16 protein-coding genes are annotated in these 15991 nt (G+C 73.4%); 5 read left to right on the top strand and 11 right to left on the bottom strand.

The window, feature by feature from the left end:
• Positions 1 to 304: 304 nt before the first annotated feature.
• From AC5K6T_RS08305 to AC5K6T_RS08290, 4 genes are all read right to left on the bottom strand, one after another.
• The gene (locus AC5K6T_RS08305; RefSeq protein WP_493206998.1) at positions 305 to 943 is read right to left on the bottom strand and encodes a GNAT family N-acetyltransferase; all 639 of its coding nucleotides are present in this window, start codon (positions 941 to 943) and stop codon (positions 305 to 307) included.
• A gap of 193 nt (positions 944 to 1136) precedes the next feature.
• Positions 1137 to 1964: a MetQ/NlpA family ABC transporter substrate-binding protein gene (locus AC5K6T_RS08300; RefSeq protein ID WP_493206996.1), complete on the bottom strand. Its 828-nt coding sequence runs from the start codon at positions 1962 to 1964 to the stop codon at positions 1137 to 1139.
• Between the two features lie 217 nt (positions 1965 to 2181).
• Positions 2182 to 2934, bottom strand: coding sequence for a methionine ABC transporter permease (locus tag AC5K6T_RS08295; RefSeq protein ID WP_493206994.1), 753 nt, complete (start codon positions 2932 to 2934; stop codon positions 2182 to 2184).
• The gene (locus AC5K6T_RS08290) at positions 2931 to 3974 is read right to left on the bottom strand and encodes a methionine ABC transporter ATP-binding protein (protein ID WP_493206993.1); all 1044 of its coding nucleotides are present in this window, start codon (positions 3972 to 3974) and stop codon (positions 2931 to 2933) included. Before AC5K6T_RS08290 ends, AC5K6T_RS08295 begins: the two co-directional genes overlap by 4 nt.
• A gap of 740 nt (positions 3975 to 4714) precedes the next feature.
• Between AC5K6T_RS08290 and AC5K6T_RS08285 the strand changes: the two genes are divergently transcribed.
• Complete coding sequence (locus AC5K6T_RS08285) at positions 4715 to 5074, top strand: hypothetical protein (protein ID WP_493206991.1); 360 nt, start codon at positions 4715 to 4717, stop codon at positions 5072 to 5074.
• A gap of 208 nt (positions 5075 to 5282) precedes the next feature.
• Positions 5283 to 5669: a hypothetical protein gene (locus AC5K6T_RS08280; RefSeq protein WP_493207420.1), complete on the top strand. Its 387-nt coding sequence runs from the start codon at positions 5283 to 5285 to the stop codon at positions 5667 to 5669.
• A gap of 225 nt (positions 5670 to 5894) precedes the next feature.
• Here the strand turns inward: AC5K6T_RS08280 and AC5K6T_RS08275 are convergent, their stop codons facing one another.
• From AC5K6T_RS08275 to AC5K6T_RS08265, 3 genes are all read right to left on the bottom strand, one after another.
• Positions 5895 to 6392, bottom strand: coding sequence for a GNAT family N-acetyltransferase (locus AC5K6T_RS08275; protein ID WP_493206990.1), 498 nt, complete (start codon positions 6390 to 6392; stop codon positions 5895 to 5897).
• Between the two features lie 43 nt (positions 6393 to 6435).
• On the bottom strand, positions 6436 to 6942 hold the full coding sequence (locus AC5K6T_RS08270) for a sigma-70 family RNA polymerase sigma factor (protein ID WP_493206989.1): 507 nt from the start codon (positions 6940 to 6942) through the stop codon (positions 6436 to 6438).
• Between the two features lie 101 nt (positions 6943 to 7043).
• Positions 7044 to 8213: a glycerophosphodiester phosphodiesterase gene (locus tag AC5K6T_RS08265; RefSeq protein WP_493206987.1), complete on the bottom strand. Its 1170-nt coding sequence runs from the start codon at positions 8211 to 8213 to the stop codon at positions 7044 to 7046.
• Between the two features lie 297 nt (positions 8214 to 8510).
• On the opposite strand from AC5K6T_RS08265, the gene AC5K6T_RS08260 reads away from it, so the two are divergent.
• Together AC5K6T_RS08260 and AC5K6T_RS08255 are read left to right on the top strand one after the other, a co-directional pair.
• The gene (locus AC5K6T_RS08260; RefSeq protein WP_493206985.1) at positions 8511 to 9272 is read left to right on the top strand and encodes a lysophospholipid acyltransferase family protein; all 762 of its coding nucleotides are present in this window, start codon (positions 8511 to 8513) and stop codon (positions 9270 to 9272) included.
• A 231-nt stretch (positions 9273 to 9503) separates the two neighbouring features.
• Positions 9504 to 10031 carry a hypothetical protein gene (locus AC5K6T_RS08255; protein ID WP_493206983.1) on the top strand — a complete coding sequence of 176 codons (528 nt, stop codon included), beginning with the start codon at positions 9504 to 9506 and terminating at the stop codon, positions 10029 to 10031.
• 53 nt (positions 10032 to 10084) lie between these two features.
• Here AC5K6T_RS08255 and AC5K6T_RS08250 read toward each other — a convergent pair whose 3' ends face one another.
• From AC5K6T_RS08250 to argH, 4 genes are all read right to left on the bottom strand, one after another.
• On the bottom strand, positions 10085 to 11644 hold the full coding sequence (locus AC5K6T_RS08250) for an MFS transporter (protein ID WP_493206981.1): 1560 nt from the start codon (positions 11642 to 11644) through the stop codon (positions 10085 to 10087).
• Positions 11641 to 12192, bottom strand: a complete 552-nt coding sequence (locus tag AC5K6T_RS08245; protein WP_493206979.1) for a TetR/AcrR family transcriptional regulator — start codon at positions 12190 to 12192, stop codon at positions 11641 to 11643. Before AC5K6T_RS08245 ends, AC5K6T_RS08250 begins: the two co-directional genes overlap by 4 nt.
• Before the next feature lie 159 nt (positions 12193 to 12351).
• Positions 12352 to 13323, bottom strand: a complete 972-nt coding sequence (locus AC5K6T_RS08240) for an aldo/keto reductase (protein WP_493206977.1) — start codon at positions 13321 to 13323, stop codon at positions 12352 to 12354.
• A gap of 184 nt (positions 13324 to 13507) precedes the next feature.
• Positions 13508 to 14941 (bottom strand): argininosuccinate lyase, encoded by a 1434-nt coding sequence (argH, locus tag AC5K6T_RS08235; RefSeq protein ID WP_493206975.1) that lies wholly within the window; start codon positions 14939 to 14941, stop codon positions 13508 to 13510.
• 290 nt (positions 14942 to 15231) lie between these two features.
• Here argH and AC5K6T_RS08230 point away from each other — a divergent pair, with 290 nt between their 5' ends.
• Positions 15232 to 15822 carry a pyridoxamine 5'-phosphate oxidase family protein gene (locus AC5K6T_RS08230; protein WP_493206973.1) on the top strand — a complete coding sequence of 197 codons (591 nt, stop codon included), beginning with the start codon at positions 15232 to 15234 and terminating at the stop codon, positions 15820 to 15822.
• Positions 15823 to 15991 lie beyond the last annotated feature (169 nt).

Genomic DNA, 15991 nt, shown 5'->3' with positions numbered 1-15991 from the left:
GGGGTCGTCGCAGGTCGTCGGACGGGGGGTGGCCCGTGGCGGGCGGGCTTGGTGAGCGTACCGGGTTGCGGCGTGCGACCGGGGCGGCGGGACGGTTCCGGTCGGCGCGGCGCCGGTCCCGGCCCGTCGGCTTTCGCCTCGGAGCTGCTCGCGGCTCTGTCGCCGCCGCGCGTGGCTCCGTTGCGGCCGCTCACCATCCGGTTCCGGTCCCGCCAGGGGTCCGGCGGCTGCGGGCCTCGCCTCGGGGCCGGCCCCGGTGCGGGCCGGTCCGGGCCGGCGTCCGGCCGTGCGCGGGGCGGCGGGCTCACCTCCAGTCGGCGTACGCGGTGAATCCGCTGGTGTCGGCGAGCTGCTCGGCGGCGCCCTCCAGGTCCTCGGGCAGCAGGCTCCAGACGATGAAGTCGGTGCGCACGTCGGTCCAGCCGCCGTCGTCGGCGCGCACATGGACGATGCAGGCGTTGCGCAGGACGCCTTCGCTGAGGCAGCCGATCTTCTGGGCGACCTGCTGGGAAGCGGTGTTGTCGGCGGCGGTGCGGATCTCGATGCGCTCGAACCGCTGGTCGCCGAAGAGCCACTGGGCGGTGGCGAGGGCGGCTTCGGAGGCGTATCCCTCGCCGCGGGCCCAGGGGCCGACGACGTACGACAGCTCGGTGGACCGGATGCGCCAGTCGGTGCTGCCGAGGCGGACGACGCCGACCAGGCGCTGGGTGAGGAACTCGGTGACGGCGAGGTCGAGTCCGCGGCCGGCCTCCCGTTCGGCGGGGGCGAGCGCGGTGACCCAGGTGCGGGCGGCGTCCTCGGTGAAGGGCTGCGGGACGTCGGTCCAGGCGGCGACCTGCTCGTCGTTCATCATGGCGGCGAGGGCGGGGACGTCGTCCTCGTCGAGGGGGCGCAGCACCAACCGCTCCGTGCTGATGGAGATGTTGGGGAAGGTGCTCGTCATGCGCCGCTCCATAGCCTCGGAATAGGCCTCGAAACCCTGAGGTCCTGCTGAACTGCCCAGCATGCAGCATGAAAGCACCGCACCGCACCCGGGGGCCCCTCCGGCGGCACACGCGTTCGTCCGCGGGTGCGCGCCGGGGGGCCGCCGGTGCGGCCGGTACGGGGCGAGGCGCTGGTGACGGGGTGTCAGCCGGTCAGAAGGAGGAGATGACCGAGCCCGCGTACTCGTCCTCGATGAACTTCGCGACCTCGGGCGAGGTCAGCAGCTCGGCGAGCTTCCTGACGCGCGGGTCGTTCTCGTTGCCCTCCTTGACGGCGAGGAAGTTGCCGTACGGGTTGTCCTCGGCGGACTCCAGGACCAGGGCGTCCTCGGCGGGTTCGAGGTCGGCCTCGATGGCGTAGTTGCCGTTGACCACGGCCGCGTCGACGTCCTGGAGGGAGCGCGGGGTCTGGGCCGCCTCCAGTTCCTTGAACTTCAGCTTCCTGGGGTTGCCGGTGATGTCCGCGGGGGTCGCCTCGCTGCCGACGCCGTCCTTGAGGGTGATCAGGCCGTTGTCGGCGAGCAGCTTCAGGGCGCGCGCCTCGTTCACCGTGTCGTTGGGGACGGCGACGGTGGCGCCGCTCTTGAGGTCGTCGGCGCTCTTGGCCTTGTCGGAGTACAGGCCGAGGGGCTCCAGGTGGACCGTGACGACGGGCACGACGTGGGTGCCGTTCTTCTGGTTGAAGTCGTCGAGGTACGGCTGGTTCTGGAAGTAGTTGGCGTCGACGGAGCCGTCCTCGGTGGCCGTGTTGGGGGTCACGTAGTCGGTGAACTCCCTGACCTCCAGGTCGAGGCCCGCCTTCTGTGCGAGGTGGTCGCGGACGAAGCCGAGGATCTCGGCGTGCGGGGTCGGGCTGGCGGCGACCACGAGCGGGGCGTCGGCGCCGGAGCCGGAGTCCTTCCCGGAGCCGCAGGCGGTGAGCCCGAGGGTGAGGGCTCCGGCGGCGAGGGCGGCGGCGGTGATCTTGGCGGTGTTACGCACGAAAAGTGCCTTTCCTTGTGGGTGGTGCTACCCCGTCTCGGGTGTACGGGGGGTCGGTGGGGGCGGGCCGGCCGGAGCCGTCGGCGCGGAGCCGACGGCCCGGGCGGCACGCCCTGGGCGCGGGGCGCCGTGGGGGCCGGGCGCCGTGGGGGCCGGGCGGACGCGGGCGCAGTGCGCCGGAGCGGGCGGCCGGGCAGGGCGGGCGGCGGCGGCGAGGTCAGGCGGCCTTGCCGCCGCCCGCGCCGTCAGGACCGCCCTTCGTCCTCCCGCCCGCCTTGAGCAGGCGGAGCCTCGGGGCCGGCCCGGAGCGGGCGCCGCGCCGGTGCAGGGAGCGGGCGGCATGGTCGCCGGCGAACTGGATGAGGGAGATGACGACCGCGAGGATCGCCACGGTGACCCACATCAGGCCGGTCTCGAAGCGCTGGTAGCCGTAGCGGACGGCGAGGTCGCCGAGGCCTCCGCCGCCGACCGTGCCGGCCATGGCGGAGTAGCCGATGAGCGCGATGACCGTGGTGGTGGTGCCGGCGATCAGTGAGGGCAGCGCCTCGGGCACCAGGACCTTGCGGACGATCGTCCAGGTGCTGCCGCCCATCGACTGCACGGCCTCGACCAGGCCGCCGTCCACTTCGCGGACGGCCGTCTCGACGAGCCGGGCGAAGAACGGGATGCCGCCGATGGCGAGCGGCACGATCGCGGCGCCGCTGCCGATGCTGGTGCCGGTGATCCAGCGGGTGAAGCCGGTGAGCGCGACCATCAGGATGATGAACGGCATCGAGCGGCCGACGTTCACGATCTGGCCGGTCGCCTTGTTCAGGACGGTGCTGGGCAGCAGTCCGCCCTCGTCGGTGAGGACGAGCAGGATGCCGATGGGCAGGCCCGCTGCGACCGCGATCAGGGTGGACCAGCCGACCATGAACACCGTCTCGGAGCACGCCTGTTCCAGCAGCGGCCGCATCTGGGACCAGGTCACCGGGCACCGTCCTTCACCGGCAGGGGCTCCTGGCCCAGTACGTCGATCTGGAGGCCCTGTTCGCGCAGGAAGCCGATCGGGACCACGTTGTCCACGTAGGGGCCGGGCAGTTCGATGCGCATCCGGCCGACCTGGAGTCCGCCGACGGTGTCGACGGCGGCTCCGAGGATGGAGATGTCGATGTTGTAGGTGCGGGCCAGCCGGGAGATGACGGGCTGGGTCGCGGCCTCGCCGTGGAAGGTGACGTCGAGGACCGTGCGGTCGTATCCGGACGCCTCCCCGCCCACCGGGAAGAGGGCCGCGGCCAGCTCCGAGCCGGGGGTGGCGAGCAGTTCGCCGACGGTGCCGGACTCGACGATGCGCCCCTGCTCCATCAGTGCGGCGGAGTCGCAGACCGACTTCACCACGTCCATCTCGTGGGTGATGAGCAGGACGGTCAGGCCGAGCTGCCGGTTCAGGTCGCGCAGCAGCTCAAGGACGGAGCGGGTGGTGTCGGGGTCCAGCGCGCTGGTGGCCTCGTCGGAGAGCAGCACCTCGGGGTCGCCGGCCAGGGCGCGGGCGATGCCGACGCGCTGCTTCTGGCCGCCGGAGAGCTGGGCGGGGTACGCCTCGGCCTTGTCGCCCAGGCCGACGAGGTCGAGCAGGTCGAGCGCCTTGCGGCGGCGTTCCGCGCCGGAGACGCCGAGGATCTCCAGCGGCAGTTCGACGTTGTCCTGGACGGTGCGCGAGGACAGCAGGTTGAAGTGCTGGAAGACCATGCCGATGCGGCTGCGCGCGCGGCGCAGTTCGCGGCTCGCCCGCGGGCCGCGGCCGGCGATCGCGGTGAGGTCCTGGCCGGCCACGGTGACCGTGCCGGAGGTGGGACGCTCCAGGAGGTTGACGCAGCGGATGAGGGAGGACTTTCCGGCGCCGGACTGGCCGATGACGCCGAACACCTCCCCTTCGCGGACGTGAAGGTCGACGCCGTCGAGGGCGGTGACCTCGCGGCGCGGGGAGCCGTGAGCCCGGTAGGTCTTCGTCAGGCCCGTTGTGGTGATCACTGGGGATTCCGTCACTGTCGAGTGCACGGCGCGGGTGTGGGCGCCGGGCACGGGGCATTCGGGGTCGGGAACAGCCGGATCGCGGCACGGTTCTCGCGGACACGGTGGAACGGGGGAGAAACTGCACGCGGGGGCAGGCCCGTTTCCGGCGCGGCGTGCGCGGGACGCGGGCGGGCGCTCGCTTCGGGGCGCGAGGCTCAGCTGGTGCGGGGGCCCTCTAGAAGGCGCACATTCGGTTCATGCGGCGACACGCGCGCATGCCGTGACCCGTACAACGAGCACCGGGCGTCATGGTCGCCTCGGTCGCAAGGGTGCGGCTGCTCGTCGTGGTCATGAGATCAGTAAAGCAGACGGAAGCGGCGGGCCGGTCACGGATGTCCGGATGGTGGACACCGGTGGACACGGTCCGGGAGTGTTCCCGGTCGCGTACGGCGGCCTTCGCAGACCGTCGCCGGCCGGTGTGCGCAAGGCCGGGGGCCCGTCGGTGGTGAGGCGGGCCGGCCCACCGGCCGCGCGTCCGCGGCCCCTCGGGCTGTGGCCGACGCCACGGCCGACGAAGCCCCCGGACCGGCGGGGTGGGCCTCGGCCCGCGTGTCCGGGCGCTCGCCCGCCCCGCTCTCCAGGCGCTTCCCCGGGCTCCCGCACCGTCCGGGGTCTGCCGGGAATCACCCGCCGAGCCCGCCCGCCCGGGCCACGGGCCCGGCTGCGGCGGCGTGCGCGTCGCGTAATAGGGTCGCGGCATGCTGAATGCCCTGACGCCGGTGACCGGGGTCGCCGCGCTGCTGCTCGCCGCCTGGTGCGGCTGGGCGGCCTACCGTGATCAGCCGACGAAGGACTGGCATCTCATCGGCATGGCCGTGGTGTCGGTGCTGGGGCTGGTCCAGCTGGTGGCCGGGGTCGCGCTGCTGGCGCAGGGCGAGAAGCCGGCGCAGGGGACGACGATCTTCGTGGCGTATCTGCTGGGCGCGTTCGCCTGCGTACCGGTGGCGGCGTTCATGTCGCTGGCCGAGCGGACCCGCTGGGGTTCGCTCACGGCCTCCGCCGGGGGCGTGGTCCTCGCGGTACTGGAAGTTCGGCTCTACGACATCTGGGGAGGCTGAGGTGACGGGGGCCCAGAACACCGGGAACGCCCAGAACACCGAGAACGCCCAGAACACCGGGAACGCCCAGAACACCGAGAACACCGGGAACGCCTGGAACGCCGAGGCCGCAGACGCCGAGGACACCGGGGCCGCCGAGGACACCCCGGACACCGGACACACGGTCCAGGCGCGGAAGCGGCCGGACCGGCTGATCGGCGGGCCCGGCATGCTCCTGGTGTGGCTGTACGGGGTGATGGTGGTCGGCGCGGTGTCCCGCTCGGTCGTGCAGATCGCCACGGACTTCGACCGGGCGCCGCTGGCGTACTCGCTGTCGGCGGTGGCCGGGGTGGTCTACGGGTTCATCACGTACTCGCTGGTGCGGGGCGGCGAGAGGGCGCGCCGGGCGGCGCTGGTGTGCTGCGCGGCGGAGCTGCTGGGCGTGCTGACGGTCGGTACGTGGACGCTGGCCGATCCGGCGGCTTTCCCCGACGCGACCGTGTGGTCGGACTACGGCATGGGCTATCTGTTCATCCCGGTAGTGCTGCCGCTGTCGGCGATGTACTGGCTGCGTCGGGCACGTGCCGCGCGGGACGACGCACGCGAGGCCGCCTGACGCACCTCGCCCGGGGCGGTACCGCGCCGGACCGGCGGGATGCCCGCGCGCTGCGGTCGCGGGGCGCCGCGCGCCGGTGTCAGGCCCGGCGGCGCGGACGGCCGGGCGGCGCGGACGGCCGGGCGGCGGGCTCGGTCCCGGCGCGCTGCGGTCGCGGGGCGCCGCGGGATCCGTCACGCCTCCGCCGCGGGGAGGCCTCCGGCCGGGCGTGCGGCGGACGGGGCGTCAGGCGGTGGCCGCGTAGCTGCCGGCCGCCTTCTCCAGGACGATCATCGGGACGCCGTCCGCGCCCTGGTCCGTCCCTACGGCGATGTATCCCACCTTGCGGTACAGGCGGAGGCTGCCCTCGCTGCGGTGGCCCGTGCTGAGCCGGAAGCGGGTGGCGCCGCGCTGCTCGGCGAGGGCCGACTCGGCGGCACGCAGCAGGCGGGCGCCGATGCCGTGGCCCTGGAGGCGGGGGTGGACGCAGAGGGTGCCGATGGCGGCGGCGCCGTCCTCGGTGAGGCTGCCGCGCACCGAGCCGACGACCTCCTCGCCGAGCCGGGCGACGAAGACGCAGTCGGTGGCGACCTCCCGGCGGACGGACTCCAGGCTCTGCACGAGCGGCTCGATGCGGTAGTTGCCGTAGAGCGCGGCTTCGCTCTGGAAGCACAGGTACTGCAGCCTGAAGATCTGCTCGACGTCCTGGTCGGTCGCCTCGGAGATGGTCACGCTCATGCCCATGTGTGCACGCCTCCCGCTCACCTGTTGCCTGTCGTCCTCACTCCTATCCCCGTGCTCCTCCGGCCGCAACCTCCAGGGTGAGCAATCGACGCAGACAACCCAGGCATTTCGAGCGTTCAGGCCCAAGACTGCCCTGTGAGATACCCAACTCACCCGCGATCTCCCGGTAGGTGAGGTCCCTCGGGGAGAGCAGCGCGGTCAGCAGGCGGGGGCAGCGTCCGGGCAGCCGGTGCACGGCGTCGCGGACGGCACGGCGGCGGGCGGCCGCGAGAGCGAGCTGCTCGGGGCCGTGGGCGGTCGCGTCGGCGGGCTCGGTCCCGTACGGCAGCTCGCGGCGGGTCCGGCGGCGGCTGCGGCGTGCCTCGGCTCGCACGGCGGAGCGCAGCCAGCGCCCGGGGTCGGGCGGCGGGGCGTCCGCGTCGAGACGTTCGAGCAGGCGCAGCCAGACCGCCTGTTCGAGGTCCCCGGGCTCGGTGCCGGCGGCGTGCGCCTCGGCGGCGGCCTCGGCGGCCAGCAGCGGGCGCAGGGCGGCGAGCATGTCGTGCGTCATGTGCGGCACGACGCGGCCGCCCGGGGCGGCGGTTGCCCGGGCGGCCGGTGGTTCACCTTCAGGGGGAGCGGGCGGCTCGGCTGTTGACACGGCCCGTCGGCTCAGCCGCCGGCGCAGTCCTCGCGGGCGAGCACGCCGGTGTCCGGCTGGTCGGTGAAGACGCCGTCGATGCCGGTGGCGAAGTACGTCCGGTAGGCGGCGAAGACGTCACCGTAGGCGTCGGCGTCGCTGCCCCTGCGGAAGTCCGCCGGCAGGAAGGGGTTCTCGTTGCGCAGGGTCCAGGGGTGCAGGACCAGCCCGACGCGGTGGGCGTCGGCCACCAGGGTGGTGGGCGTGGTGAGCCGTCCGGCCGCGTCCTTCGGGATGACCAGGTCCAGGGTGGGGCCGATGCCCTGGGCATAGGAGGCGATCTCGCGCAGGCCGGCCGGGCGGATCAGGTCGGCGACGGTACGGGGGTCGCCGGTCTCGACGAAGTCCCAGGGGCGGCCGGCGGCACCGGACAGCAGGACGACCAGGTTGTTGTCGACGAGCCGGTTCATGCGCTGGACGCTGGTCGGCTCGAAGGACTGCAGGATGACGGGCGAGTTGCGGCGGTCCTTGCGGTGCCGGTGCAGCAGCTTCGCCACCCGCTCCTCCAGGCCGAGGCCGAGCTTGCGGAAGTAGGTGGGGTGCTTGAGCTCCGGGTAGATCCAGACCTGCCGGCCCCGCCTGCGGGTCTGCTCGTCCTGCCAGCGCAGCACCTCTTCGAAGGAGGGGATCTCGAAGCGGCCGTCGTAGAGGGTGTTGTGCGGGCGGTTGGCGGGGATGCGCTCGGTGGCCCGCAGGGTCTTCAGCTCGGCGAGGGTGAAGTCCTCGGTGAACCAGCCGGTGACGCTGACACCGTCGAGCACCTTGGTGGTGCGGCGGCCGGCGAACTCGGGGCGGCTCGCGACGTCCGTCGTGCCGCCTATCTCCGGCTCGTGGCGGCAGACGAGGTGGCCGTCCTTGGTGGGCACCAGGTCGCCGGCCTCGACGATGTCGGCGCCGAGGTCGAGGGCGAGCTGGTAGGAGGCCAGCGTGTGCTCGGGGCGGTAGCCGCTGGCGCCGCGGTGGCCGATGATCACCGGCTTGGGCAGGCTCTTCAGGCCGCCGTCCGGGTGGTGTCCGGATGCTCCGGCGGCGCGCGCCGTGCCGGACAGGCCGAGGACCCCCGCGCCGAGCACCGCCGCGCCCAGCAGCGCCCGCCGTCCGGTGCCTGCCGTCTGCGGTTCGTTCGACTCCTGCTGGTCCATGGGGCGGCCTCCTTGCCGTCGGTCCTGTCGCGGGTGTGCGGGCCGATCGTAGGGGTGTGGACGTGACCGCGGGGGTACCCGTACCGGAACAGGCGGATGACGCTGAATGTCGTACCGGAGCGCGGGAATGACGGTGTGTCGGACGGACCGGGGTGCGGGCCGCACCGACCGGTCGGGCAAGGCCCGGGAGGGTCCGGGCGATGTCCGTCACATCGCGGGGACGGGTCCGCGTGGGCCGGGGACGGGACCTGCGCAGGTAAACCCCGGTCAATAGTGCGTAAGACCCCGGTGAACCCGATGTGCGCAACCCCCGCGCCCGCGAGTATCGTCCTCACCTGCACGGACTCGCACCAGATCGCCGTCGTTCCCTCGACACCGGAGGACTCGTTGTCCCGCTTCGCCCTCATCAAGGCAGTGCTCGGTCCGATCATGCGCCTGATGTTCCGTCCTCGGGTGGAGGGCGTGGAGAACATCCCCGGCGAGGGCCCGGTCATCCTGGCGGGCAACCATCTGACCTTCATCGACTCGATGATCCTGCCGCTGGTCTGCGACCGGCAGGTGTTCTTCATCGGCAAGGACGAGTACGTCACCGGCAAGGGGCCCAAGGGCCGGCTCATGGCGTGGTTCTTCACCGGCGTCGGCATGATCCCGGTCGACCGCGACGGCGGCAAGGGCGGTGTCGCGGCGCTGATGACCGGGCGCCGGGTGCTGGAGGAGGGCAGGGTCTTTGGCATCTACCCCGAGGGCACCCGGTCCCCCGACGGCCGGCTGTACCGGGGGCGCACCGGCATCGCCCGGCTCACGCTGATGACCGGCGCGCCGGTGGTCCCGTTCGCGATGATCGGCACCGACAAGATCCAGCCGGGCGGTTCGGGGATGCCCCGTCCCAGCCGGGTGACCGTCCGGTTCGGTGAGCCGCTGGAGTTCTCCCGCTACGACGGCATGGACCGCGACCGCTACGTCCTGCGTGCCGTCACCGACTCCGTGATGACCGAGGTCATGCGCCTGTCCGGCCAGGAATACGTCGACATGTACGCGACCAAGGCGAAGGCCGCGTAGCCGAGGGCCCGCCGGAGCCCGGCTCCGTGCGGCCCGGCCTCCCGTGCCGGTCCGCCCGGACCTGGCCGGATCCCTCCCCCTCAAGCTCAGATCTCCCTCAGCCTTCCCGCGTTCCGCCGCCTCCGGCCGCCCGGGACGTGATGGTGTTCGGGTCGCTCGGCTCCGACCGGACCGGGCACCTGACTGTTCGACCGGGGGGTTTGCGTGTACGTGCACACACGAGGAGCGGCCGTGACCGGCGCCGCGATCCTGGCGGCGGCACTGCTGCCGGCCGCCACCGCGACCTCGCAGGAGGCCGCGGCAGCCGACTGCCGGCAGCACATCCGCTACGAGGTGGTGTCGTCGGCCCCGTCGTACGAGGCGATCGGCGGCGCCGCCGGCAAGTACAACGCGAGCTCCGTGCCGGAGACGCTCCACTACGACCAGGCCACCACCGCGTCGAAGAAGACGACCTGGAGGCCCGCCCTCGGGGGAAGTCCGGGCTGGGCGGTCGGGCTGGTGGAGGACAGGACGGGGTTCGGCGTCACCGAGACGGCCCGCAGCGGCCTGCCGGTGTCGCACACCGTCCGGGTCCCCGGCCGGAGCTACGGCTACATCGCGCCGAAGATCGAACGGCGCACGTTCACCGTGGAGCGGTGGCAGGGCACCCCGGCCTGCGGTACCCGCTACGTGGGCGTCATGGGGACGTTGAGCGCCGTCACGGCCTACCCGGTCCTCTCCGCGTGCGTCGCCCGGAGCCCCTGCACACTCAGGCCGTGAGAGCAACGCGGGGAGCCGGACCGAGGCTCCCCGCGTTCCGCGCGCGGCGAGGGTCAGGCGGCGTTCGCGGCGCTGCGGGCGCTGCCTGCGCTGTCGGCGCTGTCGAGGTGCTGGTTCTTCAGGAGGAACCAGGCTGCCGCCGCCGCTGTCAGCAGGACCGCCGCGCCCGCTCCGGAGGCGAGGGCCAGTCCGTCCACGAACGACTGACGGGCCGCGTCCAGGAGGGCCTCCGCCTGGGGGGCGGGCAGCGTGTGGGCCGCTTCGACGGCTCCGCCCAGGGACTCGTGGACGCTGTCCGGCGTGCCGGCCGGCGCCGCGAAGCCCCGGTAGACGCCGGTGACGATCGAGCCCAGGACGGCGATGCCCAGGGCCGCTCCCAGTTCGTACGCCGTCTCCGAGACCGCTGAGGCGGCACCCGCCTGCTCCTTGGGCACGGCGCCGAGGATGACGTCGGCGGTCACGGTGAACGAGAAGCCCGCGCCGACGCCGACGACCAGCAGCACCGTCCCGAGAAGCGGGTAGCCGGTGGACCGGCCGAGGACGGTGAGCACGGCCAGGGCCAGGCCGACCGCGGCGAGGCCGCCGGAGACGACCGCCCGCACCGAGTAGCGGCGGGCCACCCGGCCCGCGATCAGACCGGCCGTCACCGCACCCACCGCGGCGGGCAGTTCCGCCAGGCCGGCCTCGAACGGACGCCGCCCCTGCACGAGTTGCAGGTACTGGGAGAGGAAGAAGACCAGCCCGGACATGCCGAGCACGGTCAGCAGGTCGGCCAGCACCGCGCCGCTGAAGCCGCGGTGGGCGAACAGCCGCATGTCGAGCAGCGGTGTGGGCAGCGTCAGCTGCCGGCGGACGAAGGCGTACAGCGCGGCCGCACCCAGCACGCCCACGGCGGCCGGCTGCCACGCCGGTCCGTGCGAGGCGGCCTCCTTGACCGCGTACACCACGGCGATCATGCCGACCAGGGACAGCAGCACGCTGGGCACGTCCCAGGGGCCGGGCTCGGGGGTGCGGGACTCGGGCAGCGTCCTGACGCCGACGAGGACCAGGACCGCCATGACCGGCAGGTTGATCAGGAACACCGAACCCCACCAGAAGTGCTCCAGCAGCACACCGCCCACGATCGGGCCGACGGCGGTGCCGGCGGAGGCGGTGGCGCCCCAGATGCCGATGGCCAGGCTGCGCTCGCGGCGGTCGTGGAAGAGGTTGCGGATCAGCGCCAGGGTGGCGGGCATCAGGGTGGCGCCGGCCACGCCGAGGAGCGCGCGGGCCGCGATCATCATCTCGGGGGTGGTCGCGTAGGCGTTCAGCACGGACACCGCGCCGAACGCGGCGGAGCCGACCAGCAGGATGCGCTTGCGGCCGATGCGGTCGCCGAGGCTGCCCATGGAGACAAGCAGGCCGGCGATCACGAAGGAGTAGACGTCGCCGATCCACAGCAGCTGGGTGCCGGAGGGCTGGAGGTCCTCGCTGATGTAGGGGCTGGCGAGGCCGAGGACCGTCGCGTCGACGGCCACCAGCAGCACGGCGAGCACCAGCACGGACAGCGCGAGCCAGCGGCCCGGGCGCTTCACCGCCTCGGTCGTCGTCGCCGGCTGCAGGGCGCTGGTCATGGTTCCTCTCTTCGTACGGCGCCGCCGAGCATCAACTCGGCGATCATGAACTGGAAGTCGTTGCGGGCGACCTTGCCGTCGTGCACGGCCCAGGCGCCCGAGGCGATCAGCCCGTAGAGGGCCTCGGTGAGCCAGGCCGGACTGAGGTCGATACGGAACTCGCCACTGTCCTGGCCGCGCCGGAACAGCGCCGCGACCCGTGCGTCGAGCCTGGCCCAGCCCTCGTTCCGCTCCTCGCCCTCGAACAGCTGGTTCTCGCTGTAGAGGAAGGACAGCAGTCCCGTGGCGGGTTCGATCTCGCGCACGAAGCGCCGTACGGCGTCCTGGGCGGAGCCCTCGTCGAGACGGGCCGCGTCCAGGGCGGCCTCGCACGCGTCGATGCACAGCCCTTCCAGGGCCCGCACCAGGGCGTCGCGCCCCGCGAAGTGGCGGTGCAGGGTCGCGCGGCTGATGCCCGCAGCCCTGGCGACCTCGTCCATGGTCGCGGTGGACTTGCGGGTCAGCAGGGCTGCGGCGGTGCGCAGGACGTGCTCACGATCGACGGCCATGAGACGACCATAGCCCATGCGAGACATTCTTGTCTCATTCTAGGCACAGGCGACTCAGTTTCGTGAGGGAGAGCGCATGTGCCGCGACACCAGGTGACGAAGCCCCGCTCCTCGGCGCACGGCCGGTCCGGGACTCCGCACCGTGGCCCGCGGGCCCGCTCAGTGCCAGGGGAGCTGCCCGCGCCCCTCCCAGTACGCGCGGGGCTCCTCCGCCAGGGCGGCCAGCCGGGCGAGCCGGTCCTCGTCGAGGTCCGCGGCGGGTGCGTGCAGGTTGGAGGCGAGCTGGCGGGTGGTCGCCGCACCGGAGAGGACCACCCCGGCCCAGGGCCGGCACAGCACGAAGGCGAGGGCGACGGCGTCGCAGCCGAGGCCGTTCTCCGCGGCCACCGCCTTCAGCACGTCCGGCGCGTGCGGCTCGGCGAGGCGGCCGTTGGCCATGCCCTCCTTGACGATCACGGTGAGCCCGGCGTCGTGGGCTTCGGCGAGGGCGGGGCCGGCGGAGGTCTCCAGGATGTTGTACGTGCTCTGGACGGTGCGGAAGAGCGGCTCACCGTCGACCGTCACGGCGAGGGCCGCGCGGATCGCGTCACCCTGGGCGGGCCCGCTGGTGGAGAAGCCGACGGTGACGCCCTCGGCGGCCGCGCCCGCGAGCTTCGCGTGCAGGGCCCGGTCGGTGAGGGCGGGGCTGTCCGGGGTGACGGAGTGCACTTGGTAGAGGTCGAGCCGGTCGCCGAGCAGGGCGGCGGTCTCCTCGCGCTGGCGTTCGTAGGCCGCGAGGCCGTGGTCCTTGACCTCGTGCTGCTCGGCGTCGGTGGACCAGCCCGCGGTGTACGTGTAGCCCCACTTGCTGCCGACGACGAGGTCGTCCGCCTCGGGGTGGGCGGCGAGCCAGCCGGCGAGGAACTCCTCGGCGCGGCCGTAGGAGCGGGCGGTGTCGACGTAGCGGACGCCCTGCGCGTAGGCCGCGTCCAGCAGGTCGTGGGTGCGGTCGCGCAGGGCGTCGACGGTGCGGGCCCCGGGGAGGTCGTCGGCACGGCCCAGGGTCAGGTAGCCGGGGCGGCCGACGGCGGCCAGGCCCAGACCGATGTGGCAGGTGGGCGTGGTGGCCTGGGCGAGGCGGGCGAAGGACATCGCGGACTCCGTTCGGTCGGCTCCGGCGGGCACCGACCAACGTAACCCGCGATGTCCGGGGTGATCGCCCCGACCGCCGGGGAGGGCGACGTGTCCGCCGCGAGCGGCGGCACGTCCGGACGGGGCGTGGGAGGTGTCCGCCGGGGTGCTGGGGCGCCCCGGGGTGCCCCGGGGCGCTTTCCGCTCAGCCGAGGCGCCCGGCGTCCGCCCAGGCGTGCTGGGCCGCCACGTCCGCCTTCACCTCGGCGAGCTGGACGGCCACCGCGCTCGGGGCGGTGCCGCCGCGGCCGTGCCGGGAGGCGAGGGCGCCGGGGACGTCGAGGACGGAGCGGACCTCGGGCGTGAGGTGCGCGCTGATGCCGGCGAACTGCTCGTCCGTGAGTTCGTCCAGCTCCTTGCCCTCGGCCTCGGCGGTCTTGACGCACTCGCCCGCGACCTCGTGGGCGACCCGGAACGGGACGCCCTGGCGGACCAGCCACTCGGCGATGTCGGTGGCCAGGGAGAAGCCGGCCGGGGCGAGCTCCTCCATGCGGTCGCGGTGCACGGTGAGGGTGGCCATCATGCCGGTGAAGGCCGGCAGCAGGACCTCCAGCTGGTCGATGGAGTCGAAGACCGGCTCCTTGTCCTCCTGCAGGTCCCGGTTGTAGGCGAGCGGGAGGGCCTTCAGCGTGGCCATGAGGCCGGTGAGGTTGCCGATCAGCCGCCCGGACTTGCCGCGGGCCAGCTCGGCGATGTCCGGGTTCTTCTTCTGCGGCATGATCGAGGAACCGGTGGAGAACGCGTCGTGCAGGGTGACGAAGGAGAACTCCTTCGTGTTCCAGATGATGACCTCCTCGGCGATCCGGGAGAGGTCGACACCGATCATCGCGGTGACGAAGGCGAACTCGGCGGCGAAGTCCCGGGAGGCGGTGCCGTCGATGGAGTTGCCGGCGCTGCCGCGCTCGAAGCCGAGGTCCGCGGCGACCGCCTCCGGGTCCAGGCCGAGCGAGGAGCCGGCCAGCGCCCCCGAGCCGTAGGGCGACACCGCCGTGCGCTCGTCCCACTGGCGCAGCCGCTCCGCGTCCCGGGACAGCGCCTGCACGTGGGCGAGGACGTGGTGCGCGAACAGCACCGGCTGGGCGTGCTGGAGGTGGGTGCGGCCGGGCATCGCCACGTCCGGGTGGGCCTCGGCGAGCCCGATCAGGGCGTCCTGGAGGCCGGCGATCAGCCCGGCGATGATCCGGGCGTGGTCGCGCAGGTACATCCGGAACAGGGTGGCCACCTGGTCGTTGCGCGAGCGGCCCGCGCGGAGCTTGCCGCCGAGGTCCGGGCCGAGCCGCTCCAGCAGGCCGCGCTCCAGGGCGGTGTGCACGTCCTCGTCGGCGACCGTGCCGGTGAAGGAGCCGTCGGCGACGTCCGCCTCCAGCCGGTCCAGCCCCGCGGTCATCCGGGTCAGTTCGTCCTCGGTGAGCAGCCCCGCCTTGTGCAGCACGCGGGCGTGGGCGCGCGATCCGGCGATGTCGTAGGGGGCGAGCCGCCAGTCGAAGTGGACGGACGCGGACAGTTTCGCCAGGGCCTCGGCGGGACCGTCGGCGAACCGGCCGCCCCAGAGCCGTACGTCACCGCTGCTGCTGCTCACTTGCGCTGCTCCTAGGAAGACGCCGTTGTTGTGCATGAGTATGCAGAGCTTTGCATGATTCGTCAAAGAAGCCGGGCGCGGAGCCGGAGGGGGCTCCGGGCCTCCGTCACCGGGCCCCGGGCGGCGGGCCCCGGCCGGCGGGCCCCGGGCGGCGGGCCCCGGCCGGCGGGCCCCGGGCGGCGGGCCCCGGCCGGCGGGCCCCGGGCGGCGGGTTCCGGCCGGCGGACCCCGGGCGGCGGGTTCCGGTCGGCGGCGGGGCGCCCGGACCCCGGCTGCGAGAATCGGGGATCATGGGAAAGACTCACACACGCATAGCGGGCCGGCTGCGGAGGTTCATCGAGGAGCAGCCGCTGTTCTTCACCGCGACCGCCCCGCTGGCCGCGGACGGCACGGTCAACATCTCCCCCAAGGGGCTGAGCGGATCCTTCGTCGTGCTCGACGAACTCACCGTCGCCTACCTCGACTTCGCCGGCTCGACCGCCGAGACCGTCGCCCATCTGCGGGAGAACGGGCGGATCACCCTCATGTGGTGCGCGTTCCAGGGCCCGCCGAACATCGTGCGGGTGCACGGCCGCGGCGAGGCCGTACTCCGCGACGACCCGCGCTTCCCGGACCTGCTCGCCCGGTTCCCCGGGATCGACCCGGCCCCGCACGGGCTGCGGGCGATCGTCGTGGTCACCGCGGAGCTGATCCGCGACAGCTGCGGGTACGCCGTGCCGCTCATGACCTACGAACAGGACCGCGACCTGCACGGGCGGCGCTTCGAGCGGGAGGACGACGCCTCGCTCGGCGCGTACTTCGCGAAGAAGGACCACATCGCCACGAGCCTCGACGGGCTGCCCGGCCTGCCCCTGCCGCTGCCGCCGCTGCCCGGGCCCTGACCCGGCCCGCCGGGACCGTCCCGGGACCGGACGCCCGGACCGGACCCCGGGACACCGGGACACCGGAACCCGGAACCCGGAACCCCGGAACCCCGGACCCTGGCGCCCGGGGCCGCGCCGGGGCATTGAACGAGGTCACTCCCGGCCGCGTATGTGAGGGCCAAGGGAC

It is taken from the genome of Streptomyces sp. B8-7, assembly GCF_058833805.1.
This window is presented reverse-complemented; position numbering and strand designations above follow the sequence as displayed.